Origin of the sequence: Rhizobium hidalgonense (assembly GCF_002914525.1) — a bacterium.
Lineage (GTDB): Bacteria > Pseudomonadota > Alphaproteobacteria > Rhizobiales > Rhizobiaceae > Rhizobium > Rhizobium hidalgonense.
Map to the genome: position 1 here is coordinate 79,280 of NZ_LODW01000059.1, position 22,156 is coordinate 101,435.

Consider the following 22,156-nt stretch of genomic DNA (forward strand, 5'->3'; position numbering starts at 1 on the left):
TATGTTGCTCAATTTCGACCGTCTCGGCTGGTGGAAATATGTCCTTCTCGGCATAACGCTTCTAACCGCTGCTTTCCTTCTGCTGCCGATCGTCTTCATTGCGGCGCTGTCCTTCGGCTCCTCGCAATGGCTGATCTTTCCGCCGCCCGGCTGGACGTTTCGGTGGTACGGCGAGCTCTTCGCCGACCCGCGCTGGCTGGAATCGGCTCTGACGAGCTTCAAGATCGCGGTCATCGTGACCATCCTGTCGGTGCTGCTCGGGCTCGTGACGTCCTTCGGACTGGTGCGCGGTTCGTTCATGTTCCGGGATGCGCTGAAAGCGCTGTTCTTGACCCCGATGATCCTTCCGGTCGTGGTCCTCGCGGTCGCCCTCTACGCCTTCTTCCTGAGGATCGGCCTTGGCGGCACTCTGACCGGCTTCGTCATTTCGCACCTCGTGCTCGCACTGCCCTTTTCGATCCTGTCGATATCCAATGCGCTGGAGGGTTTCGACAAGTCGATCGAAGATGCGGCGGTGCTCTGCGGCGCCTCTCCCCTGGAAGCCAAGATCCAGGTTACGCTTCCCGCGATCAGCCATGGGCTGTTCTCGGCTGCCGTCTTCTCATTCCTGACATCCTGGGACGAAGTGGTGGTGGCGATCTTCATGTCCAGCCCGACCCTGCAAACGCTGCCCGTAAAAGTATGGGCGACGCTGCGGCAAGACCTGACGCCTGTTGTCGCGGCCGCGTCGACCCTTCTCATCCTTTTGACGATCATCTTGATGGCCCTGGTTGCCGTCGTGCGTAAGGTACTGAAACAATGAACGAACCATTCCTTCAGATCCGCGGCATACGCAAGGAATACGGCCCTGTCGTCGCCGTCCACGATGTCACGCTCGACGTTCGGCGCGGGGAGTTCCTGACCTTTCTCGGGCCCTCCGGATCCGGCAAGAGCACGACGCTCTACATCCTGGCCGGATTCGACAATCCGACGAAGGGCGACATTACGCTGGAGGGCAAGACCCTGCTCGCCACGCCCTCGCACAAGCGCAACATCGGCATGGTGTTCCAGCGCTATACCCTGTTTCCGCATTTGACGGTGGGTGAGAACATCGCCTTTCCGCTGAAGGTCCGGCGCAAATCCAAGGCCGAGGTCGACAGCAAGGTGAAGGAGATGTTGCGTCTCGTCCGGCTCGAAGGTTTCGAGGATCGCAAGCCGGCGCAAATGTCCGGTGGCCAGCAGCAGCGCGTCGCCCTTGCTAGGGCTCTGGCCTATGATCCGCCGGTGCTTCTGATGGACGAGCCGCTGTCGGCGCTCGACAAGAAGCTGCGCGAGGAAATCCAGCACGAGATCCGCCGCATCCACCAGCAGACCGAAGTCACGATCCTCTACGTCACGCACGACCAGGAGGAGGCCCTGCGGCTTTCCGACCGCATCGCCGTCTTTTCCAAGGGCGTCATCGATCAGATCGGAACCGGCCCCGAACTCTACGCCAATCCCAAGACCCGCTTCGTCGCAGAATTCATCGGCGATAGCGACTTCATTTCCTGTGATCTGGTGTCGTCGTCCGATGGGCAGGCCACCATTTCGCTCGGCCGCGGAACTGTCTTCAACCGCATTCCGGTGCATGGAAAAGCCGCCTCGGGCACGAGGGCGGCCCTGATGTTGCGACCGGAGCGCATTCGGCTGTCGCGCGCCCAAGCGGGCGCGGGTCTCGCCGCCACCGTCAGCGACATTACCTTCCTCGGCAACAACATCCACGTTTCCACGGAAACGGCGAATGGCGAGGCGTTGGCGGTTCGCCTGCCATTCGGTCATGAGGCGATCACCGGCCTCAGCCGCGGCGATACAGTCCATCTGGATTTCGATCCGGGTGCTGCTCACGTGTTCTGTTGAGAGTTGTCCTATGAAGCTCAATGATCCCTCGCTGTTTCGTGAGGCGTGCCCGGTCGCCGATCGCTGGATCGAAGCGGAAGGCCGGCAAGCAACGACGATCCGCAATCCTGCGACAGGCGAGGCGCTCGGCGCGGTCCCCGATCTCGGCGCCGCGGAAACGGAAGAGGCCATCCGCGCCGCCGTCATTGCCCAGAAGCTTTGGGCGAAGAAGACCGCCGGCGAACGCGCCGCCGTTCTCAAGGCATGGCACCGCCTGATGATCGAAAACCGTGACGATCTGGCGATGATCCTGACGCTGGAGCAGGGAAAACCACTCGCCGAGGCCAAGGGGGAGATCACCTATGGCGCAAGTTTCATCGAATGGTTCGCCGAGGAAGCAAGACGTATCAACGGCGAGACCATACCGGGACATCAACCGGACAAGCGCATCCTCGTCCTGCGCCAGCCGGCAGGCGTGGTGGCGGCGATCACACCTTGGAACTTTCCGAACGCGATGATCACCCGCAAGGTCGGGCCCGCGCTTGCCGCCGGCTGCGCCGTCGTTCTCAAACCGGCGCCGCAGACGCCGTTCTCGGCAATCGCGCTTGCCGTTCTCGCGGAGGGAGCCGGCCTGCCGCCCGGTCTGCTCAGCATCGTGACCGGCGACGCGGCAGCAATCGGCGGAGTGCTGACCTCAAGCCGCGACATCAGGGTCCTGACCTTCACCGGCTCCACCCGGACGGGCGAGCTACTTTACCGGCAATGCGCGCCGACGATCAAAAAGCTCGGCCTCGAGCTTGGCGGCAATGCCCCCTTCATCGTCTTCGACGATGCCGATCTCGATGCCGCGGTCGAGGGCGCGATCATCGCCAAGTTCCGCAACAACGGCCAGACCTGCGTCTGCGCCAACCGGCTCTATGTCCAGGACGGCGTCTACGAAGCCTTCGCCGCCAAGCTCGCCGAGGCCGTATCGGCATTGAAGGTCGGCAATGGCCTGGAGCGTGATGTCGCGCTGGGGCCGCTGATCGACAACAACGCCGTCGCCAAGATTGAAAGCCATATTCACGACGCTGTTGCAAAAGGCGCCGGCATCGTATCGGGGGGCAAGCGCCACGCCTTGGGCGGCCATTTCTTCGAGCCAACGATCCTGCGCGATGTCGATGCCGGCATGCAGGTCGCGCGCGAGGAAACCTTCGGGCCGCTTGCACCGCTTTTTCGTTTCCGCGACGAGCAGGATGTCATTGAAAAGGCAAACGACACCGAGTTCGGGCTTGCTTCGTATTTTTACGCGCGTGATCTGTCGCGGGTATTCCGTGTCGCCGAAGCGCTCGAATACGGGATGGTCGGCGTCAACACCGGCCTCGTCTCAACCGCCGAGGCGCCGTTCGGCGGCGTCAAGATGTCGGGCCTCGGCCGCGAAGGGTCGAGGCACGGGTTGGACGAATATACCGAACTCAAATATGTATGCCTGGGCGGCATCGCCTGACCTGGTCGATGCCTGCGCTTCGCCGCAGGAAAAATCGGAATGCCTCTCGTCAGCATCGCCATGTATGTCACATCGGAACCGCTCGCGGCTGCGACGGCTGAGCTCTGGTCGTTCCTCCGGCATTATCTCGCGCAAGCCGGCCTGACGGACTTGCCTAAGACACCCGATCGGACGGTGCCCTATGACGAGGCCTGGCTGAGACCGGATCTCCTCCTCTCGCAGACCTGCGGCTATCCCTTTGCCAGAAGCCTGCGCGGCAGCGTTCGCCTGGTGGCGACGCCGGTCTACGACCATCCCGGCTGCGACGGCCCGCTGATGTGCAGCTTCATTATCGTCCGCAAGGATTCGTCGCTTGGTTCGCTGGAGGATTTGCGCGGTACCACGGCTGCGATCAACAGCCCTGACAGCAATTCCGGCAGCAATCTCTTTCGCGCCGCCGTCGCTCCGCTTGCCCAGGGCGGCCGCTTCTTCGGCCGGATCATCGACACCGGCAGCCATGGCAGCAGCATTGCGGCGGTTGCTGAAGGTAGGGCCGACAGCGCGGCCATCGATTGCGTCACCTATGCCAATATCCGCCGTTTCGATCCCGCCCTTGTCGAGGGAGTCCGCATTATCGCAGAAACGCCCAAAGGCCCGGGGCTGCCGTTTATCACCTCCGGCAACACCTCGGACGACCAGGTCCTTCTGATGCGGCGCGCACTCGGCGCCGCCATCAGGGAGCCCTCGCTGGCTGCCATGCGCGCCACGCTTGGCCTTGTCGATTTTGCCGTGCTTTCCGAGGATGACTACCAGCCGCTCTTGTCGCTGACCGGCGAGGCGTTGCCGCAGCTGCGAGCTTGAACGGCAGGCCGATTTTACCCAGATTTTTCTTGTTTCAGAGCCCTGGCTTTGCTCTCGTTTCGGCGAGACGATGAGCGATGCGGTCGGCATTGGCCATGATGACCTGCCACTGAGAATTTCCTTCAGAATGGATTAGAGTCCGGCCGATTAAAGGACGGACGACTGAAGAAACGGAGCTTTACGGAACAGCAGAACCAGCCGTGACGAGCGCCGGCTTCATCGACAGATGGCATTTAAGCATTTGCTGGTGCGATGGTCGCGGATTGCTTCCAAGGAGTCCATCTGAATCATCAGGGGATTATAACTGTTGCACGTTTCTTGAAAATTGGCTGCGATAGAATTGAACGCTCCCGCTACGCGAAATATACAGCACCGATGCTATGCTGAAGCCGGCAACACCGATTCCAGCAACCAGATCGACGACATAATGTCCGCCTTCGGTGATGGCGGCCAGCAACATTAGCGTATTTAAGAGCATCATCGGAAATCTTATCCATCGTATTGCCCATGCGCCCCAACTACACAAAACCGCTACCGCCGCATGGACTGAGGGGAATGAGATTATGCCACTTGCATGCTCCAATTGCAGGACAAAATTCGGGTCATCTCTGACGGCTAAAATTTGTGGAACGTATTCGACGCCGAGTATGCCATTGATGTTTTTGAGATCGCCAGGACGCAGGGAAAAATCAGTGTAGGTTCCGAGCGCTGGATACCAAATGGTGATGATACTCGCGATGACGCAAATGAGGCCATATGTACCAACGACCTGATACGCACGCGAGCGATGACCGCACAGGCTCAGCACGATGGGAAGGAATAGAAGCTGATAGTGGAATGCTTGATATGCAAGCATCAGTGACTTTGCGAGCAGCGGATGAGCGTCGAAAAAGGCAATCAAGCTCATCCAGTCGATGCCAAGAAAGCGATCCAGTTGGAGAAGCTGTTGATCCTGCAGAGGCAGCTTCAGAGCAAAAGCAATGTAGGTGGATACGACAAGCGGGCTTGTTAGCAATAAGCCAAAGCCAGTGCATTCAACAATGCAGAGTAGTGACGGGATCCCACGCCAATGGCACAGGAGGCCGAAGCCCAAAAGAAAAATCAGGGCGACCGTGCTTAGCTGCGCGAACCCTCTTGGATCCACTGACAGGCCAACGAGCCAAGCCAGTATCGGAACAATCGCGTAAACGAATCCGGTAAGGCCTATCAAAAAGGCTCGCGCTCTGGATGTCTCGGTCATGAGATAAGCCTTTAACGTGTTTGCGAACTTCTACTAATCACAAGTTAAGGTTTAGTAGATTTTTGCGACCATCCGTTGCTAATTCTGAATGCTCGTTGATTGCGTTTCCGGCAGGTATGAGGGTCTGGATCGCGGGCGGCGTGACCGGCCAAGAACGGCTTGGCCTGATCCTTATCGCCACGAGGTCTTTTGCTTTCGCGGTCGAAGACGATCTGATCAATGTCCTTTCGTTTAACGGGGTCGGCAGACCGCTTCATGTGAGCGACTGGAAACAGGCAAATTCATCTGGCCCTGTCAGCCAGAGCGGCTCCGCCGTGCGAAAATCTTCAGCCCTCGACTATGGAAGGAACCGGCTGACGCAATCGCTGCTGCACGCACCGACCTTCCAAGGTAGGCTGACCACGTTGATGTTCTTCTGTTTGTTATGGATTTTGCCAGCGGCATTGGCCCTATCCCATGCGATGCTGCAATCCGGAGATTGCCGGATTTCTCGTCTTGGCTGTGGCGCCGGGAGCACGTTCCGCTGCTGCGGAGGCCAATCTTGCACAACTGCGCCATCGTGACGACCCCGCTTTGGCTTCCTTGCGAGAGCCAAGCTTCGCAACGCCCGCGGCCGGCGAGGCGGCGGAAGGGCTGAGGAAAGAACACAAGGCTAAAAAAAGCTGCTCGCCAACAGATGCTTGATGCAGCAGCACTCCCCGAGCTTCTATCATAAAGTGGCAGAGCCCGTCGCCAAGCGTGAACCTAACGCGCTTATCGGCTCTCATGGGCCTATTCGTCGCTCGTGATCGCGCAAAATGCCTGTGGCCATCGCGGCTTCAACTCCGCGAGTGTGATCTTGCTATTGTCACAGGAATGTCCAGCGACGAGTTCTTTGTTATGCGGCGGCAGCGATAATTCCGATTTCGACACTGTATTGTCGCTCGGCGAGCTTAGCTTCGACCGTGGCGCGCGCCGGCGCATGGCCCGATGGCACCCAGGCATCCCAGACGGCATTCATCTCTTCGAAGCTGGACATATCCGCAAGCCAGATCGTCGCGCTGAGGATGCGTGTGGGATTGCTGCCCACGCGTTCCAGGAGATTCGTGATCCGTGCCAGGATGTTGGCCGTCTGCTCGCGGACGGACGAACCCGGCGCATCGATGGCGACCTGGCCTGCGAGGAAGACAAAGCCGCCATAGATCACGGCTTGGCTCATCCGCTTTCCGGTTTCGTAGCGTTCGATCTGCATGCTCACCCCTTGGATCAATCCCTATGCGCAATCTTCTGGCGTTCGGCGCGTCGCTGCAGCCACTGGATCGTGGCAAGGAACAGCGTCGAAAACAGGATGAGCAACGTGGCGACGGCGGCGATCGTCGGGCTCAGCGTTTCGCGCACACCGCTCCACATCTGGCGCGGCAGCGTGCGCTCCTCGGAGCCGGCGATGAAGAGCGCGATCACCACTTCGTCGAACGACGTCACAAAGGCGAAGAGAGCGCCGGATGCTACTCCCGGGGCGATGACGGGAAGCATAATGCGCAACGTCGCTTCAACAGGCGCTGCGCCGAGGCTCGATGCCGCCCGCATCAGATTGTGATCGAAGCTTGCGAGTGTCGCCGTCACGGTGATCACCACGAAGGGCGCGCCGATCGCCGTATGCGCCAGCACCAGCCCGGTCAGGCTGTTGAGCAGCCCGACGGCGGCGAAGGCATAATAGATGCCGACCGCCGAAACGATGACCGGCACGATCATCGGCGAAATCAGGATGGCGGTCAGCGTCGCCCGCGCCGGGCAAGATGGCCGGCTGAGGCCGATGGCGGCAAGCGTGCCGAGAAAGGTCGACAGGACAGTGGCGCAGACGGCGACGATGATGCTGTTCTTCAGCGCCAGCTGCCAGACGTCGGAATCGAAGAATTCGCGATACCAGCGCAGCGACAGGCCGGGCATCGGATAGGTGAAGAACGGCTCGGCATTGAAGGAGAGCGGCACGATCGCCACGATTGGTGCGATCAGGAACAGGATCACCAGGCCGCCCATCAGCCACAGAAGGATCGAAAACAGCCGCGGGAAAGAAAGGAAGTTGATCATCAGCCGATCCTCAGCCTGTCGATGCCGACGATGCGATTGTAGACGGTATAGAGGATCAGCACCGCCACCAGCAGGATCGTGCTCAAAGCCGCCGCCATGCCCCAGTTCGTGACCTGATTGGAGTAATAGGCGATGAAATAGCTGACCATCTGGTCTCCCGGCCCGCCGACCAGGGCCGGGGTGATGTAGTAGCCAAGCGCCAGGATGAAGACGAGCAGACCGCCGGCGCTGACGCCGGGCATGCTCATCGGTAGATATATGCGAAAGAAGGCCGAGACCGGCGGCGCACCGAGCGACGAGGCGGCCCTGAGATAGACCGGCGGTATGCTCTTCATGACGCTGTAGATCGGCAATATCATGAATGGTAGCAGAATATGGGTCATGGCGATCAGCACGCCGATGCGATTGTAAATCAGATCGAGCGGATGGGCGGGATCGATCAGGCCCAGCCAGATGAGCCCTGAGTTGATCACGCCGCGCCCCTGCAGTAGCACGACCCAGGCGCTGGTGCGGACCAGAAGCGAGGTCCAGAACGGCAGAAGCACCAGGATCAGCAGCGTGTTGGCAACTGCGCCTTTCGACCGGGCGATCAGGGCGGCGAGGGGATAGCCGAGAAGCAGGCAGATCACGGTCACCGAAGCGCTGACGACGAATGTGCGGATCAGGACATCGACATGCACCGCATTTTCAGCCGAAACCCTGCCGATGGCGCCCGAGGCGTCGCGCTCCAGGTCGAGAGAGGCGAGCAGGTAATAATCGGTGAAGGGCGGCAACGCGTTCTTGATGATCGTCCAGTAATGCGGGGTCTCCCATTTGGGATCGATGGCAACGAAGGCGGGTTTGTAAGGCGGCTGCGCGTCACGGATCGTGCGTGCGGTTTTCAGGAGCATCGAGCGCATGCCCGTCTCGTAATAGTTGAGACGTTTGGCCACCTCGGCGATCTGATCGCGCGGCGACTGCTTCAGATCGGCGGCAAAGGCGGCAAACAGCGCTTCGTCGGGAGGCGATTGTTCCTCCCAGGCTGAAAGCGCCGACATCGTATAGGGCAGGGCGGCGGAAGCCGCCCTGTTGTCAACGGCGCGCGTCAACAACAGGGCGATCGGGAGGACGAAGACGAGCAGCAGGAAAACCAGCAGAGGCGCGACCAGCAGCAATGCCCTCAGCTGCGCGTTGGTTTTTGCGCCGCCGAGGGTTTTCACCCGTATGCGGGCTGCACTCGTCGCCTCGTCGCCGTCATTCATTGTCGCGATTACCATCGCTGATGCCTTCCTGAGAGAAAGGGGCGGGCGAAGCCGGGGGACACTCGCCCGCCCGACAAGGTTACTGTGCGAGCCACTTGTTGAAGCGCTCGGTCAACTCCTCATCATGGTCGGCCCAGAATTCGGAGGAGACGACAAATGCGTTCTTCGTGTTGTCAGGCGCGGTCGGCAGATCGACGAGAATATCCGGCGGAACCTTGGCGATGGCCGCTTTCAGGGTCGGGCCATAGGAGATGTATTTGGACTGCTGCGCCATCACGTCGGGATTGACGGTGAAGGCGACGAATTTGTCCGCTAACTCCTTGTTCTTCAAGCCCTTCGGCTCGGCCCAGAGATTGAAATCCATTCCCTGGCCGTCCCAAACGATCTTGAAGTTCTTGCCGCTATTCTTGACGGCATCGAAGATGCGCCCGTTCCAGGCCGTGGTCATCACGACTTCACCGTCGGCGAGAAGCTGCGGCGGCTGGGCGCCTGCCGTCCACCAGACCTTCACATCCTTCTTGATCGTGTCGAGCTTCTTGAAGGCGCGATCGACGCCTTCAGGCGTTCCGAGCACGTTGTAGACCTCGGCGGGTTTGACGCCATCGGCAATCAGCGCGAATTCCAGCGTGGTCTTCGGCGACTTGCGCAAGGCGCGCGGTCCAGGGAATTTGGCCGTATCGAACAGATCGGCCATGGTCGTCGGCCCGCCATTCGGAAACTTGGCAGCGTCATAGGCATAAATGGTGCCGAAGACGATCGTCGCAACCGCGCAATCCATTGCGGCACCGTCGATGAAGGCATCCTTGCCGCCGAGCTTCGAATAGTCGATGGTTTCAAGCCAACCTTCGTCGCAGCCCTGCAGCGCATGGCTGGGCTCGATGTCGACGACATCCCAGGTCACCTGGCCCGTTTCTACCATGCCCTTCAGCTTGGCGGTCGAGCCGTCCCATTCATCCTGGAGAATCTTGGTGCCGGTTTCCTTGGCGAAGGGTTTGAAAAAGGCCTCCTCTTGGCTCTTCGTATAGGCGCCGCCCCAGGATGTGACGGTCAGCGTGTCTCCGGCAAATGCTGCACCTGCGATCGCAAGAGCCATGACGGAGCTGAGAAGCATGCAGTTTAAACGCATCATGGTGGTTCCCCTTTTTGTAGCTGCGTTTGCGAAAGAACGAGTGGTCCGGTCAGGACAGCGCGAGCGCGCGGCAATCCTCCGGCGCCCAACCGATGACGGCATTCGCGCCGAGTGACTGGACCGGAATATCCTGTGCGGCGGCGACTTTGATGAAGACGTCGTCGCAACCGCAGGCTGAGACGCGCAGTCTGACGTGGTCGCCGTGGTAGATGATTTCCTTGAGCGTTGCCGTGAACCGGTTCGGAACCTCGGCGGCAGGCGCCAGCTGGATCCGCTCGGGCCTCAGGACCAGGGTCGCCCGCGCCCCTTCCTTCAATCCTTCTCCGGCCTGGCCTGTGATGACCGAACCGTCGGGCGCGCGAATCCGGCAGAGGGCATTGTCGATCGCGACGACGTCGCCCAATATCGCATTGTTCTCGCCGATAAAAGTTGCGACGAAGGGGTTTGCCGGCGTCTCGTAGAGCGCATGCGGTGGGGCGATCTGCTGCAGGATGCCGTCATTGAACACGCCGACCCGATCCGACATGGTCAGCGCCTCGCTTTGATCGTGGGTGACATAGACGACGTTGATGCCGAGGCGGGCATGCAGGTGTTTGATCTCGAGCTGCATATGTTCGCGAAGCTGCTTGTCGAGCGCGCCGAGCGGTTCGTCCATCAGCACGAGCTGCGGTTCGAAGACCAGCGCGCGGGCAAGCGCGATGCGTTGCTGCTGTCCGCCCGAGAGCTGATTGGGCCGCCGGGTCTCGAAACTCGCCATGCGCACCATGTCGAGAGCGCGGCGAACCCGCTCGGTGATCTCAGCCTTGCCGAGCCGGCGCATCTTCAGCGGGAAGGCAAGATTCTCGCCGACGGTCATATGCGGGAAGAGGGCATAATTCTGGAACACGACGCCGATATTGCGGCGATGCGGCGGAACGCTGTCGATCCTGTTGTCGGCAAGGATGATGGTCCCGCTGCTCGGGGCCTCGAAACCGGCCAGCATCATCAGCGTCGTGGTCTTGCCGGATCCGGAAGGGCCGAGAAGGGTCAGAAACTCGCCCTTGGCGACGTCGAGGTCCAGGCCACGCACGACATAGCTGACGCCGTCATAGGATTTTCGCACGCCCTCGAAAGCAATGAAGCGCTCGCTCATGAATTCCTCCTGTTTGCATCGGCCGGGTCCCTGCCTCTTTGTCTCGATGCATGACCATATTGTCTCGGTCAGTTTCTGTTTGTCAAGCCACACAAATTATTTTGTATGGCAGCGACTGTGGGTCTCGAAAACCTAAGGAAAGCGTGTTATGTCGCAGAAATCGAGCTGAATCGCGATACGGCAACCAAATACCTTGCGTCCGGCCGATGGAATTGTACACGGATTGCAGGAATTGTATGTCTGAAGGATCGGAACTGAGCCAGACAAACCAGGAGCGGGAAACGCGCATGCCGGCCTATCTCGAACTCGCGAGCGAGCTCGAGGCGAGGATTCGCTCGGGCGCCCTGCCTCCCGGCAGCCAGCTCCCGCCGCAGCGCGAGCTCGCACGCGAGCGCTCGCTCAACGTCTCCACGGTCACGCGCGCCTACCGGGAATTGCAGAACCTCAATCTTGTCATGGGCAGCACCCGGCGCGGCACGATCGTCACCGGCGACGGCGCCATGCCGCGGGTCGACCGGGCGGCGAGCCCGGCAGGCATCATCGACTTGACCGTCAACCGGCCGGCTGTCGACGATTTCCAGCAGCGCCTTGCCCAATCCCTGCCGGACCTGTCGTCTGACCCGCGCTTTCGCCAGATGCAGGAGTATCAGCCGCCGGAAGGGCCGGCCTGGGCGCGCCGTGCGGCGAGAAAATGGATATCGCTCAACGGCTTCGATCCGTCCGAGGATGATATCGTGGTGACCAGCGGCGCCCAGCACGCTTTGCTGGCTGTCATCAGCAGCCTCGTAGAGCCCGGCGACACCATCGTCTGCGATCGGCTGACCTATTACGGCCTGATTGCGCTTGCCCAGATGTTCCGCTTTCGCATCATCGGCATCGGCAGTGACGATCAGGGCATGTCGGCGGTGGAGCTTGACGATCTTTGCAGCCGCGAGAGAGTGCGTGCCGTCTTTACGGTCCCCTCGATGCACAATCCGACCGTCGTCACGATGAGCGAGGCGCGCCGCCGGGAGCTGGTCGAAGTCGCGGAAAAGCACGATCTCGTCATCATCGAGGACGATGTCTACGGACCGATGCTCGGGACGCGCACGAGCGCGCTGATCACGCTCGCTCCGACCAGGACCTACCATATATCGGCGCTCTCCAAGGCCTTGGCGCCGGGTCTGCGCGTCGGTTATCTCACGTGCCCGCCCGGCCGCGCGCTGCTCTCCGCCGAGGCGGTCCGCACCACCGCCTGGATGCCGTCGCCACTGCCGCTGCTGCTGGCGACCCGCTGGCTAGAGGACGGCACGGCCGATGCGATCCTGAAGGCCCAGCTTGCCGAGCTGCGCGCCCGCCATGCGATCGTCGCGACGATCCTTGCCGGCCACGCCTTCTCCGCTGATCCGCGCTGCATGTTCCTGTGGCTGAGGCTGCCGGCGCCGTGGCGATGCGAGGATTTTGCCGCCAATCTGCGCGCCCACGGGGTTGCCGTCATGGCTGCCACCGCCTTTGCCTGCGATCGTCAGCCGGTCGAGCACGCCGTCCGCGTCAATGTCGGCTGCGCGTCGTCACGGGACGAACTTGCGACGGCGCTGCGCATCATCGCCGCGACGCTGAACGATCGTCCCCGTGCTCTGGCGGGCCTGGTCTAGGCCATGAACAAGCCGCTGCCCGAGCTTCAGCCCTTGCCCGACGCAGAGCGCCGGCATGTGGCCGTTGTCGGCGCGGGACTGGTCGGCCTCTGCTCGGCTCTCTGGCTGCAGAGGATGGGGTATCGGGTCACGATCATCGATCCGGCGCCGCCATTGGGTGATGCATCTTATCGGCAGGCTTGTTCCTACGGGAATGCCTGCACCTTTGCGCCGCACGGCGTCGTTCCCGTCGCGATGCCTGGCGTCATCTGGCGCGTGCCGGGAATGCTGCTCAATCCGCTCGGTCCGCTGGCGATTGTCTGGAGATACCTGCCGCAACTGGCGCCGTGGCTGCGCGCTTTCCTCGCCTCGAGCACGAAGGCCGAGGTCGAGCGGATCGCTGGAACACTGGCAGTGCTGCTGTCTCACGCCGATGCCGCCTGGCAACCGTTGGTGACGCAGGCAGGCGCCGAACGGCTAAAGCGGCATGACGGCTGCCTCTATCTCTACAAGACGGAAGCGCAATTCCGGGCGGGCGATGCCGAGTACGGGCTGCGTGAACGCCATGGCGTCGCCATGGACCTCTTGGACCAGGCCGATATCCGCGGCATCGAGCCCAATCTGGCGCCGCTCTACCACAAGGGCGTGCTGTTCCGTGACGCCTATATGTTTTCCAGCCCCAGGCAACTCGCCTTCGCGCTGGCGCAAGCGCTGGTAACCGGCGGCGGAGACATCGTCCGCGGCGAAGTTTCGGCGATCGAGCCGCGTAACGACGGCATTGGCCTCAGGATCGCGGCCAAGAAGATCCTTGCGGACCACGCTGTCGTCGCCGCCGGCGCCCATTCGCGCAAGCTTGCTGCATCGGTCGGCGACCGCGTTCTGCTCGATACCGAGCGCGGTTATCACGTCCTGTTCCCGCAGGCGGGCAATCTCTTGTCGCGTCCCGTCTGCTATCCCGAGCACGGCTTCTACATGGTGCCGATGGCAGATGGATTGCGCGCGGCCGGAACAGTCGAACTCGGCGGGCTTGCCGCTCCGTTGAACCCGAAGCGGACCGCGATGATCCGGGAGGGCGTGAAAAAGCTTCTGCCGGGAGCAGGAGAAGGCAGCGACGAGTGGCTGGGTTTTCGTCCGTCCATGCCGGATTCGCTTCCTGTGATCGGCGCGTCCCGTCGCTGGCCTCGCATCACCTATGCCTTCGGCCACGGCCATCTCGGCCTGACATTGTCCGCTTTGACTGGCTATCTGGTTTCCCAGCTTGTCGCGGGACGGATCCCGGCCATCGATCTCACGCCCCTGCGGCCCGACCGATTCTGAACCGCGGACGGACCTCGGGTGAGCGAAGGTCGGCGTGATGAATATGGACAATATATGCTACGCTATCCATGATAAGGCGAAGCGAAAAAGGACATGCCGATGGCATCGGGCAGCATTCATGTGAAGGTCAGCGGTCAGTTGCAGCATCATATCCAGCAGCAGGTCGGCGATGACGGCCTCTATGAAAACGCCAGCGAATATATTCGCGCCCTCATTCGCCGCGACTTGCAGACTTGTGATAAGGCCTGGGATGTGCTGCAGAAGGAGCTGGCGCCGGCGATGCGGGCCGACGACAGCGAATTTGTCGCCGTTTTGGCCGAAGACGTCATCCGCCGCAACAGGCGCCGATAAGCCTGATGGCGGCCATCGATTTTATTCGCGCGCCGATGCCGCGAAAGACAAGATCTGGCGCGATACGGTCTAGAAGCAGGCCGAGGCATATGATCTGGGGCTGCACGCCTTATTTGCAGCGTTTATGCGAGGATCGGCTGATCTGGCGGCTCTCTTAAATAAACAACGGTAGGGATACTTGGTCGGCAGGACTGCTCCTTGGGAGCTTTGATCGCCTCAGAACCGGTGTTCTGTCCCTTCGACCGGATTTGCCCAGACCGTCATGCCCGATGCAAACGGCGTCTCGCCATCGGCGCGCACGACCATCTCGCCGAGTTCGGGCACATCGAGATAGAGGATCGCGTCGGCGCCGAGCCGCTCGACATGCCGGATCTTGCCCTGCCACTTGCCGGCGCCTTCCGAGAGCCTGATATGTTCCGGGCGGATGCCGTAGGTCGTGCAGTTCAATCGCCGTGCGATCTCGCCGCCATAGAGGTTCATCTTCGGGCTGCCGATGAAGCCGGCGACGAAGGGGGTGGCGGGATTGCGGTAGAGTTCCATCGGGCTGCCGATCTGCTCGACCGCTCCGCCGTTGAGGACGACAATCTTGTCGGCCATCGTCATCGCCTCGACCTGGTCATGGGTGACATAGATCATCGTCGATTTCAGTCGCGCGTGAAGATCGGCTATCTCAAGACGCATCTGGGCTCTGAGCGAAGCGTCGAGGTTGGAAAGCGGCTCGTCGAACAGGAAGACCTTGGGATTGCGAATAATCGCGCGGCCGATGGCGACGCGCTGGCGCTGGCCGCCGGAGAGCGCTTTCGGTTTTCTCTGCAGGAGGTGGGTGAGCTGCAGCGTTTCTGCGGTCGCCGCCACCTTGGCGGCGATTTCCGCCTTCGGGCGGCCGGCAAGCGAAAGTCCGAAACCGATATTCTCGGCAACGGTCATATGCGGGTAGAGCGCATAGCTCTGGAAGACCATGGCAATGCCGCGGCCCGAGGGTTCGGCATAGGTCACATCCTTGCCGCCGATGGTCAGCGTGCCCGACGTCGTCTCCTCCAGGCCGGCGATGATGCGCAGCAGCGTCGATTTTCCGCAGCCGGACGGACCGACGAAAACGACGAATTCGCCGGAGGCAACCTCCAGATCGACGCCCTTGATGACCTCGAGAGCGCCAAAGCTCTTGCGAACCTGTTTGAGAGTGAGCTCAGCCATTCTGCTACCCTTTGACCCCGCCTGCCGTCATGCCCGCAACGATCTGGCGGTTGAAGAAGATGAAGACGATCAGCGGCGGGATCGTCACGAGAAGGATGTTCATGAAGAGCAGATTGTACTGGCTCGAATACATGCTCTGGAAGTTATAGAGCGTCAGCTGCACCGTCACGTTCTCCTTGCCGGGAAGGTAATAGAGCGGATTGGTGAAGTCGTTGAAGATCGCGATCGATTGCACGACGATATTGGTGACGGTCACCGGTTTCAAAAGTGGCAGCACCACCCTGAAGAAGATCTGCCGGGGCTTGGCGCCGTCGATCAGCGCCGCCTCATCGAGATCGCGGGGGATGGTCGAAATGAACGACCGGTAGAGCAATATCGAAAAGGAGAGATTATAGGCGACCTGGATCAGGATCATGCCTGTCATGGTCTTGAAGAGACCGATCTCCTGCAGCAGGCCGATGGTGGGCACGACTGCCGGCGGCATCATCAGGCCCATGAAAAGGGCAATGAAGGCCACTTTGTTCCAGGCGGTCTTGCGGCGCTGCATGACATATCCGACCATTGCCGACAGCAGGATCAGGATCGTGACGGAGATGACGGTAATCAGGGTCGAATTGAAATAGGCGAGCGCCAGCTGATAGTCGCGCGCTTTGAAAACGGCGACGAGATTGTCCCAGAACAGCCATTGCTCGGGTAATTCAAAATCGAGGCGGGACGCTTCCGATTTCGATTTGACCGCCTGGAGAGCGACGAAAACAAACGGCATGACGAAGATGACGGCCGCCGCCGCAAGGGCGATCGCGCCGGTCACATAAGGTCGGGTCCCTCTCATTCTTCGACCCCGCGCCGATTGAACCACAGTGTGAATGGCAAGATGATCACGGCAATCAGCGCGAACAGGATGACGTTGCCGGCGGTCGACAGACCATAAAAACCCGCTTGGTATTGCTTATAGATGACCGAGGCAATCACGTCGGAGGAGAAGCCGGGTCCGCCGCGGGTCATGGCCCATATCAGGTCGAAGGAGCGAAGCCCGCCGATCAGAGACAACGTCACCACGATGACGGTGGCGGGCCGCACGAGCGGCAGGGTGATCCGAAAAAATTGCTGGAGGCGCGTCGCGCCATCGATTCTCGCCGCCTCGTAATAATCGGGGCTGATGGCAGCGAGACCGGCAATAAAGATCAGGGTGGCGAGGCCGACACCCTTCCAGACATCGACCAGGGCTACGGAAAAAAGCGCGAGCGCCGGATTTGTCAGCCATCCCGGCCCCGGAATGCCGAGGGTCTCGAGCGTGACATTGATGATGCCTTTGGTCGGATGCATCATCACCGTGAAGGTGATGCCGATGCCGATCGTCGAGACCAGGACGGGAAAGAAGACCAGGGTGCGCAGGAAGCCGCGGGCAAAGATATTGCTGGTCAAGAGCACCGCCAGCAGCAGCCCGCAGACCGTCTTCAGGCCGGAGGTCGTGACGGCATAGATCAGCGTGTTGACCAGCCCTTTGACCAGGAACGGTTCGGAAAAGAACTGCTGAAAGTTTTCAAGCCCGATGAATTCAGCCGTTGAAAGATCCCAGCGGGTGAGGCTGTACCAGAGAGACGATACCGTCGGAAACAGAAATAGCACGCCGTAGATGACGGCGGCGGGAATGAAAAACCATAGCGGATAGGGCGATTTGCGCGAGCGGGGGCGTGTCTCGGTCATGACTACCTCTTCGATCGGGTGGAACCTCGCTCCTTCAGGAGCGAGGTGATTGGCCCGAAAGACCGCTACCAGTTCGGCAGGCCGAGCTGCTTGGCCTGTTTGCGCACATCGTCGTCATAGAGTTTCGCAGCCTCGGCCGGCTGGCGAATACCGGAGCCGACCTCGACGGTGATCTGCTCGAGCGCCGGCCCCTTGACCGGCGAGACGAATTCCAGCGCCGGGGTCGTCTTCCCTTCGGCCTCGAAATAGGGGAGCATGTCCTTTACCGCAGGCGGTACGTCGGCGGGCAGATCGCAGCCGTCGATCAGCGGAGGCCCCTGCACGGTGTTGGTTTCCACCATGATCTTGCAGCCTTCGACGCTTCCGGCGAAATCGACGAACTTCTTCGCTTCCTCGGCGTGCTGGCTGGTCAGAGGAATATAAAGGGCCGGCGGCATCCACACCGTCAGGCCGTTCGTCGCCGCATCATCGCTCGGCTGCGCGAAGAAACCGACATCTGTAAGGTTCTCGGGATAGTTCTGCTTGATCGCGCCGATGGCGAAGCTCAGCATCGGATAATGCGCGGCCTCACCGGTCGCCACCATTTTCAGGCCGTCATCATAGCTTGCCGCGCCGAAATCTTCGTTCATCAGGCCGGCGTCGTGAACGTCCTTCAGCCGTTCGAAGCCTTTCATGGCTGCCGGCGTCTCTGCATATTTGGCCTTGTTGGCGGTATAGTCGGCGGCGAAGTTCGGCACCGTGGCATGCAGATTGTAGTAATCGGCCAGAACGAACAGCTGCGAGGTCCAGGTGTCGCGATAGGTCTGCGCCACGGCAACCTTGCCAGATGCCTTGACCTTGGCGTTGTTGGCCATGAAGTCCGCCCATGTCTTTGGAACGGTGAGTCCGAGGTCCTGATAGATCTTCCTGTTATAGAGGATGCCGCCGGCCATCGCCGTGCCGAAGGGAACGCCGTAGAGCTTGCCATCGGCGCGGACGACCGACTTGAAGCCGTCGTCAACCTTTGCCTGCGCCGGCAGGGCGCTCAGATCGACGAGCGTCTGCGCCGGCTTCAGCGCCTGAAGCAGCGAGCCGGAATTATAGAGGAACACATCGGACATCTCGCCCGTTGCCAAGCGCGTCTTGATGATGTTGTCACCCTCGCCGCCGCCTGCGCGCGGCTCGATTTCGATCGTCACGTCGGGCGCCTTGGTCTGGTAGGCGGCAACGAGAGCCTCGGCCGCTGCGACCGTGTCGGGGTTGTTGTCGATCAGGAAAGACAGCGTGGTTTCCGCATGCGACGTGCTGGCCGCGACCAAGGCCAGAAGCGCGGATGCGCCGGCGAGAATGCGCTTTATCCGATATGTCATGACGTTCCTCCTCTGAACGATGTGACGTGTATGCTCCTCAAATAAAGGGTAGCGAAAAGACCAGCCGGTGTGTGCCCGGGGGAAGAACGGCTTCCTCGCCGACAGGCTCTCCGTTGAGTGTCGGGTTCCGGTGCCGCCGCCCGGGCCGGAAGCGGCCGGTGCAGCCGTCCGGAAGCGTCAGCACATAGGTGACCTGATTGCCGGTGCAATGCCAGCCGGCCTCAATGCGCCCCCGGCTGATGTCATGATGGGCTGAAACAGGTGACAGGGACGAGATCGGTGCAGGATCGACGATCACCTCGGCAAAGCCGGGTGCGTCCGGGTTCGGCGAAATTCCGGCGACGCTTTCGAACAGCCATTGGCAGACGGCGCCATAAGCATAGTGATTGTAGCTGTTCATGTCGGGTTCGTAGATGGTGCCGTCGGGCGCCATCGAATCCCAGCGCTCCCAGATCGTCGTCGCTCCCTTCGAGACCTGGTAGAGCCAGCCTGGCACATCCTCCTGCAGGAAGACCTTTTCGGCGAGATCGTCCATGCCGAGCTTGGTCAGGGCCGGCAGAAGGGCGGGCGTGCCGATGAAGCCGGTGCCGATCTTGTAGTCGGCATCGATGATCACTTGGCGGAAATGCCGCTCGGCGGCTTGCCGATGCTCTGCCGGTATCAGGTCATGGAGGAAGGCCAGCGCATAGGATGTCTGGTCGTTATGCGCCAGCCGTCCAGCCGGCGTGATGAACTCGTTGGCGAAGGCCGATCGGATTTCGCCGGCGCGCCGCTTCATCTCATTTTCAATCTTATGCTCGCCGAGAACGGCTGCGATCTTGGCCAGAAGCTCGGTCGAGATGAAGTGATAGAGTGTGGCCGCGCAATCGTCGGCAATCGTCGGACGCGGCTTTCGGTTATCGCCAACCGGCTGCAGCCAGTCCCCGAAGGTAAAGCCGCGATCGCCCCAGCGCGACGGCGGGCGCACGAGCGGACCATCCGAGATCGACCAGACGAAATCGACCCAGCGAACCATGGAATCCAGGCACTCTGACAGAACGGCGCGATCGCCGTAATGAGTGTAGAGAACCCAGGGGATGACGACGATCGCGTCGCCCCAGCCCGTCGATCCGGCAAAGCCCGGGAAATTGGCGGGATGCAGGCGTGTCGGATCCGGCGAAAAATGCGAGACGGCGCCGTCCTCGCGCTGGTCGGCCATCACGTCGCGCAGATATTTCCTCAGGAAAGACTGGCTGTCGCTCAGCCAGCAGGCCGTTGCGGCAAATACCTGGGCATCGCCCGTCCAGCCCAGCCGTTCGTCGCGCTGCGGGCAGTCCGTGGGCACTTCGACGAAGTTGGCGCGCTGCGACCAGATAGTATTCTCAACGAGGCGATTGACGAGCGGGTTGCCCGAGGTGAAGCCGCCCGCGGGCTCCGGCACCGACGAGATCGGCACGGAGGCAATGGCAATGATTTCGGCATCGCCCTTGATCGTCACCCGGGCATAACGGAAACCTTGGAAGGTGAAATGCGGGGCGTAGGTCTCGTCGCCGTCGCCGCTGAGCGTATAGATGGTCTGCGCCACGGCGGTGCGATAGTTGCGATTGTCGAAGTGACGGTCGGGGCCGAGCACTTCCGAATGCTCGACCCGTACTTCGGCGCCGGCAGCGCCCCGGACCGTATATCTGATATAACCACCGGCATTCTGGCCGAAATCGTAGACCGTCCTGCCGTCGTCGGTCCAGCTTTCAACGGGGGCGAGCGGCGGCAATTCGCGTACCGCCGCGGTTTCATGGGCGACGAGCAGCGCCTTGTCGAACGGCAAATTCTCGGTGCCATGGGTCTCGACAAGATTTTCCGCGCGAGCATCGTAGACCTCGCCGAAATAGATCCCCGACTTCACGATCGGCAGAAGACCGCTCCGCCAGGTGGTGTCGGTGGAAAGAAGGGTGCCGCCCGGCCCGATCAGATCGGCGATGGCGCCGATCCTGTCGCCCCAGCAGTTCGGGATTGCCTGGGCGCCCCACATCAAGGGCGACCGGTACCATCCGTCGGCCAGCCAGATCTCGATGCGGTTCCGGCCCGGCTTGATGAGGTTCGAGACATCGTATCGCTGATAGGCGATGCGATCGTCGTAATTCGTCCAGCCCGGCGTCAACAGGTCGTTGCCGACACGCTCGCCGTTGATGAAGCAGCGGTAAAGGCCGAGTGCGGAGATGAACAGCTCGACCGGAAGGCCGGGGCCATCATGTTCGAAGCTTTTGGCGATGAAGCTTGCCGGCGTTCCCTGACCGCCATCCGACAGCGGCGCGATCATATTTCCGGACCAGGGGCGCGAAACGAGATTGCCGCTGATGGCTGCCGGCTGAAAGTTCATCAAAGCCTCCCGATGATTTGTAGAACGTTCTCCATATAACGTTCTACATTTTCTTCGGAAGTGCAATAGAAATTTCGTTGCCAGTCTGCCATGGTGGTTTTGCGGGCGATTGACGACCCGCAGCCGAAGACAGAGATTTCATGTCCATCGACGACAAACAAACGCGACAACGAAACGATCGGGTGACGATCCGGACCGTGGCAGCCCGTGCAGGCGTCTCGGTCGCAGCGGTTTCCAAGGTGATGCGAAACGCCTATGGCGTCAGCGAAGCGCTGCGTACAAAAGTGACCGACGCGATCGATGCGCTCGGATATCGCCCTTCCCGGGCGGCGCGGGGGTTGCGTGGCCGGAGCTTCACCATCGGCGTGCTCCTGATCGACATCCGCAATCCTTTCCTGCCGGAGGTGATTGCCGGCGTCAATGGCGTGCTGGCGCCGTCGCATTATCAGGCGATGATCGGCGTCAGCGATGCGCGGGTGCAGCTCGAGACGTCCCTGATCGAGTCGATGATCGACTACAAGATGGACGGGCTTATCCTGGTTGCGCCGCGGCTGCCCTCGGAGATCATCGCAAAGTTTGCGGTGCAGATCCCGATCGTCGCCGTCGGTTACCACGCTGCCGGCGCCACGGCCTTTGACACCGTCAATGCCGACGACCAGCGCGGCGCTGAGATTGCGGTCGAAGCGCTGATTGCCTGCGGCTATCGCAATATCGAAATGCTCAGCCTCGGCGAGCGCGAGGGGCATGCCGTTTCGGTCGTGCGCCAGCGAGAGATCGGTTTCCGCCGAGCGATGCAGCGCGGGGGCTTGGGGTCCTCCGCGCCGATCGGCAAAATTCCAATCGCCTCGCCAAAGCGGGAAGAGGCGATGCGAAAGTTCCTATCGAGGAAGGACAGGCCGCGTGCCGTTTTCTGCTGGAGTGATCTCGACGCGATCACGCTTCTTTGCCTGGCGATGGAGATGGGCGTGCGTGTGCCCGAAGATCTCGCCGTCGTGGGATATGATAACTCGTCGACCGCAGCCCTTGGACTCGTCAATCTCGCCAGCATCGATCAATCGGGCAGGGAACTCGGCCAGGTCGCCACCCAGACGCTGATTTCCAGGGTCGAGGGCCGCACCGGCGCCGAGCATATTCTCCAGATACCCTCGCTGGTCAGCCGCGGCAGCCTTGAGCTTTCTGACGGCACGAAACAGGGCTGATGGTAAGGGCCGGTAGCGGGACCAGGCGAGCTATTTCCGAAGCGGACTACGTCTTGCCCGCTCCGGCAAACGCCGAGACTC

20 protein-coding genes are annotated in these 22,156 nt (G+C 61.1%); 9 read left to right on the top strand and 11 right to left on the bottom strand.

Translation table 11 applies throughout. The features are described from left to right. Position 1: 1 nt before the first annotated feature. The 4 genes from ATY29_RS17840 to ATY29_RS17855 are packed head-to-tail and all read left to right on the top strand — an operon-like array spanning position 2 to position 4,180. Complete coding sequence (locus ATY29_RS17840; RefSeq protein ID WP_097532890.1) at positions 2 to 802, top strand: ABC transporter permease; 801 nt, start codon at positions 2 to 4, stop codon at positions 800 to 802. After that, positions 799 to 1,875 (top strand): ABC transporter ATP-binding protein, encoded by a 1,077-nt coding sequence (locus ATY29_RS17845; RefSeq protein WP_097532891.1) that lies wholly within the window; start codon positions 799 to 801, stop codon positions 1,873 to 1,875. The genes ATY29_RS17840 and ATY29_RS17845 overlap by 4 nt, the downstream gene beginning before the upstream one ends. 10 nt (positions 1,876 to 1,885) lie before the next feature. Further along, entirely contained in the window at positions 1,886 to 3,340 is a 1,455-nt protein-coding gene (locus ATY29_RS17850) for an NAD-dependent succinate-semialdehyde dehydrogenase (protein WP_097532892.1), read from the top strand. 39 nt (positions 3,341 to 3,379) lie between these two features. Then, a complete protein-coding gene (locus ATY29_RS17855) occupies positions 3,380 to 4,180 on the top strand; it encodes a phosphate/phosphite/phosphonate ABC transporter substrate-binding protein (protein ID WP_097532893.1) in 801 nt (266 codons plus the stop codon). Positions 4,181 to 4,478: 298 nt separating this feature from the next. Here the strand turns inward: ATY29_RS17855 and ATY29_RS17860 are convergent, their stop codons facing one another. Beyond that, on the bottom strand, positions 4,479 to 5,420 hold the full coding sequence (locus ATY29_RS17860; RefSeq protein WP_097532894.1) for a phosphatase PAP2 family protein: 942 nt from the start codon (positions 5,418 to 5,420) through the stop codon (positions 4,479 to 4,481). Positions 5,421 to 5,515: 95 nt separating this feature from the next. Between ATY29_RS17860 and ATY29_RS36420 the strand changes: the two genes are divergently transcribed. Next, positions 5,516 to 5,983 (top strand): hypothetical protein, encoded by a 468-nt coding sequence (locus ATY29_RS36420; RefSeq protein ID WP_133118156.1) that lies wholly within the window; start codon positions 5,516 to 5,518, stop codon positions 5,981 to 5,983. Positions 5,984 to 6,297: 314 nt separating this feature from the next. Here ATY29_RS36420 and ATY29_RS17865 read toward each other — a convergent pair whose 3' ends face one another. From ATY29_RS17865 to ATY29_RS17885, 5 genes are all read right to left on the bottom strand, one after another. Continuing rightward, positions 6,298 to 6,651: a RidA family protein gene (locus tag ATY29_RS17865; RefSeq protein WP_097532895.1), complete on the bottom strand. Its 354-nt coding sequence runs from the start codon at positions 6,649 to 6,651 to the stop codon at positions 6,298 to 6,300. Between the two features lie 14 nt (positions 6,652 to 6,665). After that, positions 6,666 to 7,487 (bottom strand): ABC transporter permease, encoded by an 822-nt coding sequence (locus ATY29_RS17870; RefSeq protein WP_097532896.1) that lies wholly within the window; start codon positions 7,485 to 7,487, stop codon positions 6,666 to 6,668. Then, entirely contained in the window at positions 7,487 to 8,743 is a 1,257-nt protein-coding gene (locus ATY29_RS17875) for an ABC transporter permease (protein ID WP_097532897.1), read from the bottom strand. Before ATY29_RS17875 ends, ATY29_RS17870 begins: the two co-directional genes overlap by 1 nt. A gap of 64 nt (positions 8,744 to 8,807) precedes the next feature. After that, a complete protein-coding gene (locus ATY29_RS17880; protein ID WP_097532898.1) occupies positions 8,808 to 9,857 on the bottom strand; it encodes an ABC transporter substrate-binding protein in 1,050 nt (349 codons plus the stop codon). 49 nt (positions 9,858 to 9,906) lie between these two features. Further along, positions 9,907 to 10,989 carry an ABC transporter ATP-binding protein gene (locus ATY29_RS17885; protein ID WP_003572440.1) on the bottom strand — a complete coding sequence of 361 codons (1,083 nt, stop codon included), beginning with the start codon at positions 10,987 to 10,989 and terminating at the stop codon, positions 9,907 to 9,909. A gap of 236 nt (positions 10,990 to 11,225) precedes the next feature. Here ATY29_RS17885 and ATY29_RS17890 point away from each other — a divergent pair, with 236 nt between their 5' ends. From ATY29_RS17890 to ATY29_RS17900, 3 genes are all read left to right on the top strand, one after another. Continuing rightward, the gene (locus ATY29_RS17890) at positions 11,226 to 12,623 is read left to right on the top strand and encodes an aminotransferase-like domain-containing protein (protein ID WP_097532899.1); all 1,398 of its coding nucleotides are present in this window, start codon (positions 11,226 to 11,228) and stop codon (positions 12,621 to 12,623) included. A gap of 3 nt (positions 12,624 to 12,626) precedes the next feature. Beyond that, positions 12,627 to 13,919, top strand: a complete 1,293-nt coding sequence (locus ATY29_RS17895; protein ID WP_097532900.1) for an NAD(P)/FAD-dependent oxidoreductase — start codon at positions 12,627 to 12,629, stop codon at positions 13,917 to 13,919. A gap of 99 nt (positions 13,920 to 14,018) precedes the next feature. Further along, a complete protein-coding gene (locus ATY29_RS17900; RefSeq protein ID WP_097533075.1) occupies positions 14,019 to 14,270 on the top strand; it encodes a ribbon-helix-helix domain-containing protein in 252 nt (83 codons plus the stop codon). 216 nt (positions 14,271 to 14,486) lie between these two features. On the opposite strand, the gene ATY29_RS17905 is transcribed toward ATY29_RS17900, so the two are convergent. The 5 genes from ATY29_RS17905 to ATY29_RS17925 all read right to left on the bottom strand — a co-directional run bounded on the left by ATY29_RS17905 (position 14,487) and on the right by ATY29_RS17925 (position 20,876). Then, positions 14,487 to 15,464, bottom strand: a complete 978-nt coding sequence (locus tag ATY29_RS17905) for an ABC transporter ATP-binding protein (protein ID WP_097532901.1) — start codon at positions 15,462 to 15,464, stop codon at positions 14,487 to 14,489. Positions 15,465 to 15,468: 4 nt separating this feature from the next. Beyond that, entirely contained in the window at positions 15,469 to 16,296 is an 828-nt protein-coding gene (locus ATY29_RS17910) for a carbohydrate ABC transporter permease (RefSeq protein ID WP_097532902.1), read from the bottom strand. After that, on the bottom strand, positions 16,293 to 17,171 hold the full coding sequence (locus ATY29_RS17915; RefSeq protein WP_097532903.1) for a carbohydrate ABC transporter permease: 879 nt from the start codon (positions 17,169 to 17,171) through the stop codon (positions 16,293 to 16,295). The genes ATY29_RS17910 and ATY29_RS17915 overlap by 4 nt, the downstream gene beginning before the upstream one ends. Positions 17,172 to 17,236: 65 nt before the next feature. Continuing rightward, complete coding sequence (locus tag ATY29_RS17920) at positions 17,237 to 18,520, bottom strand: ABC transporter substrate-binding protein (protein WP_097532904.1); 1,284 nt, start codon at positions 18,518 to 18,520, stop codon at positions 17,237 to 17,239. Positions 18,521 to 18,557: 37 nt separating this feature from the next. Then, positions 18,558 to 20,876, bottom strand: coding sequence for a family 78 glycoside hydrolase catalytic domain (locus ATY29_RS17925; protein WP_097532905.1), 2,319 nt, complete (start codon positions 20,874 to 20,876; stop codon positions 18,558 to 18,560). A 140-nt stretch (positions 20,877 to 21,016) separates the two neighbouring features. Here ATY29_RS17925 and ATY29_RS17930 point away from each other — a divergent pair, with 140 nt between their 5' ends. After that, positions 21,017 to 22,075, top strand: coding sequence for a LacI family DNA-binding transcriptional regulator (locus ATY29_RS17930; RefSeq protein ID WP_097532906.1), 1,059 nt, complete (start codon positions 21,017 to 21,019; stop codon positions 22,073 to 22,075). Positions 22,076 to 22,156 lie beyond the last annotated feature (81 nt).

Coding starts and splice junctions, on each gene's coding strand:
- ATY29_RS17860 (WP_097532894.1), bottom strand. CDS start 5,420: ATGACCGAGACATCCAGAGCGCGAGCCTTTTTGATAGGCCTTACCGGA.
- ATY29_RS17895 (WP_097532900.1), top strand. CDS start 12,627: ATGAACAAGCCGCTGCCCGAGCTTCAGCCCTTGCCCGACGCAGAGCGC.
- ATY29_RS17915 (WP_097532903.1), bottom strand. CDS start 17,171: ATGACCGAGACACGCCCCCGCTCGCGCAAATCGCCCTATCCGCTATGG.
- ATY29_RS17870 (WP_097532896.1), bottom strand. CDS start 7,487: ATGATCAACTTCCTTTCTTTCCCGCGGCTGTTTTCGATCCTTCTGTGG.
- ATY29_RS17845 (WP_097532891.1), top strand. CDS start 799: ATGAACGAACCATTCCTTCAGATCCGCGGCATACGCAAGGAATACGGC.
- ATY29_RS17890 (WP_097532899.1), top strand. CDS start 11,226: ATGTCTGAAGGATCGGAACTGAGCCAGACAAACCAGGAGCGGGAAACG.
- ATY29_RS17885 (WP_003572440.1), bottom strand. CDS start 10,989: ATGAGCGAGCGCTTCATTGCTTTCGAGGGCGTGCGAAAATCCTATGAC.
- ATY29_RS17880 (WP_097532898.1), bottom strand. CDS start 9,857: ATGATGCGTTTAAACTGCATGCTTCTCAGCTCCGTCATGGCTCTTGCG.
- ATY29_RS17850 (WP_097532892.1), top strand. CDS start 1,886: ATGAAGCTCAATGATCCCTCGCTGTTTCGTGAGGCGTGCCCGGTCGCC.
- ATY29_RS17855 (WP_097532893.1), top strand. CDS start 3,380: ATGCCTCTCGTCAGCATCGCCATGTATGTCACATCGGAACCGCTCGCG.
- ATY29_RS17920 (WP_097532904.1), bottom strand. CDS start 18,520: ATGACATATCGGATAAAGCGCATTCTCGCCGGCGCATCCGCGCTTCTG.
- ATY29_RS17900 (WP_097533075.1), top strand. CDS start 14,019: ATGGCATCGGGCAGCATTCATGTGAAGGTCAGCGGTCAGTTGCAGCAT.
- ATY29_RS17925 (WP_097532905.1), bottom strand. CDS start 20,876: ATGAACTTTCAGCCGGCAGCCATCAGCGGCAATCTCGTTTCGCGCCCC.
- ATY29_RS17875 (WP_097532897.1), bottom strand. CDS start 8,743: ATGGTAATCGCGACAATGAATGACGGCGACGAGGCGACGAGTGCAGCC.
- ATY29_RS17865 (WP_097532895.1), bottom strand. CDS start 6,651: ATGCAGATCGAACGCTACGAAACCGGAAAGCGGATGAGCCAAGCCGTG.
- ATY29_RS17905 (WP_097532901.1), bottom strand. CDS start 15,464: ATGGCTGAGCTCACTCTCAAACAGGTTCGCAAGAGCTTTGGCGCTCTC.
- ATY29_RS17910 (WP_097532902.1), bottom strand. CDS start 16,296: ATGAGAGGGACCCGACCTTATGTGACCGGCGCGATCGCCCTTGCGGCG.
- ATY29_RS17840 (WP_097532890.1), top strand. CDS start 2: ATGTTGCTCAATTTCGACCGTCTCGGCTGGTGGAAATATGTCCTTCTC.
- ATY29_RS17930 (WP_097532906.1), top strand. CDS start 21,017: ATGTCCATCGACGACAAACAAACGCGACAACGAAACGATCGGGTGACG.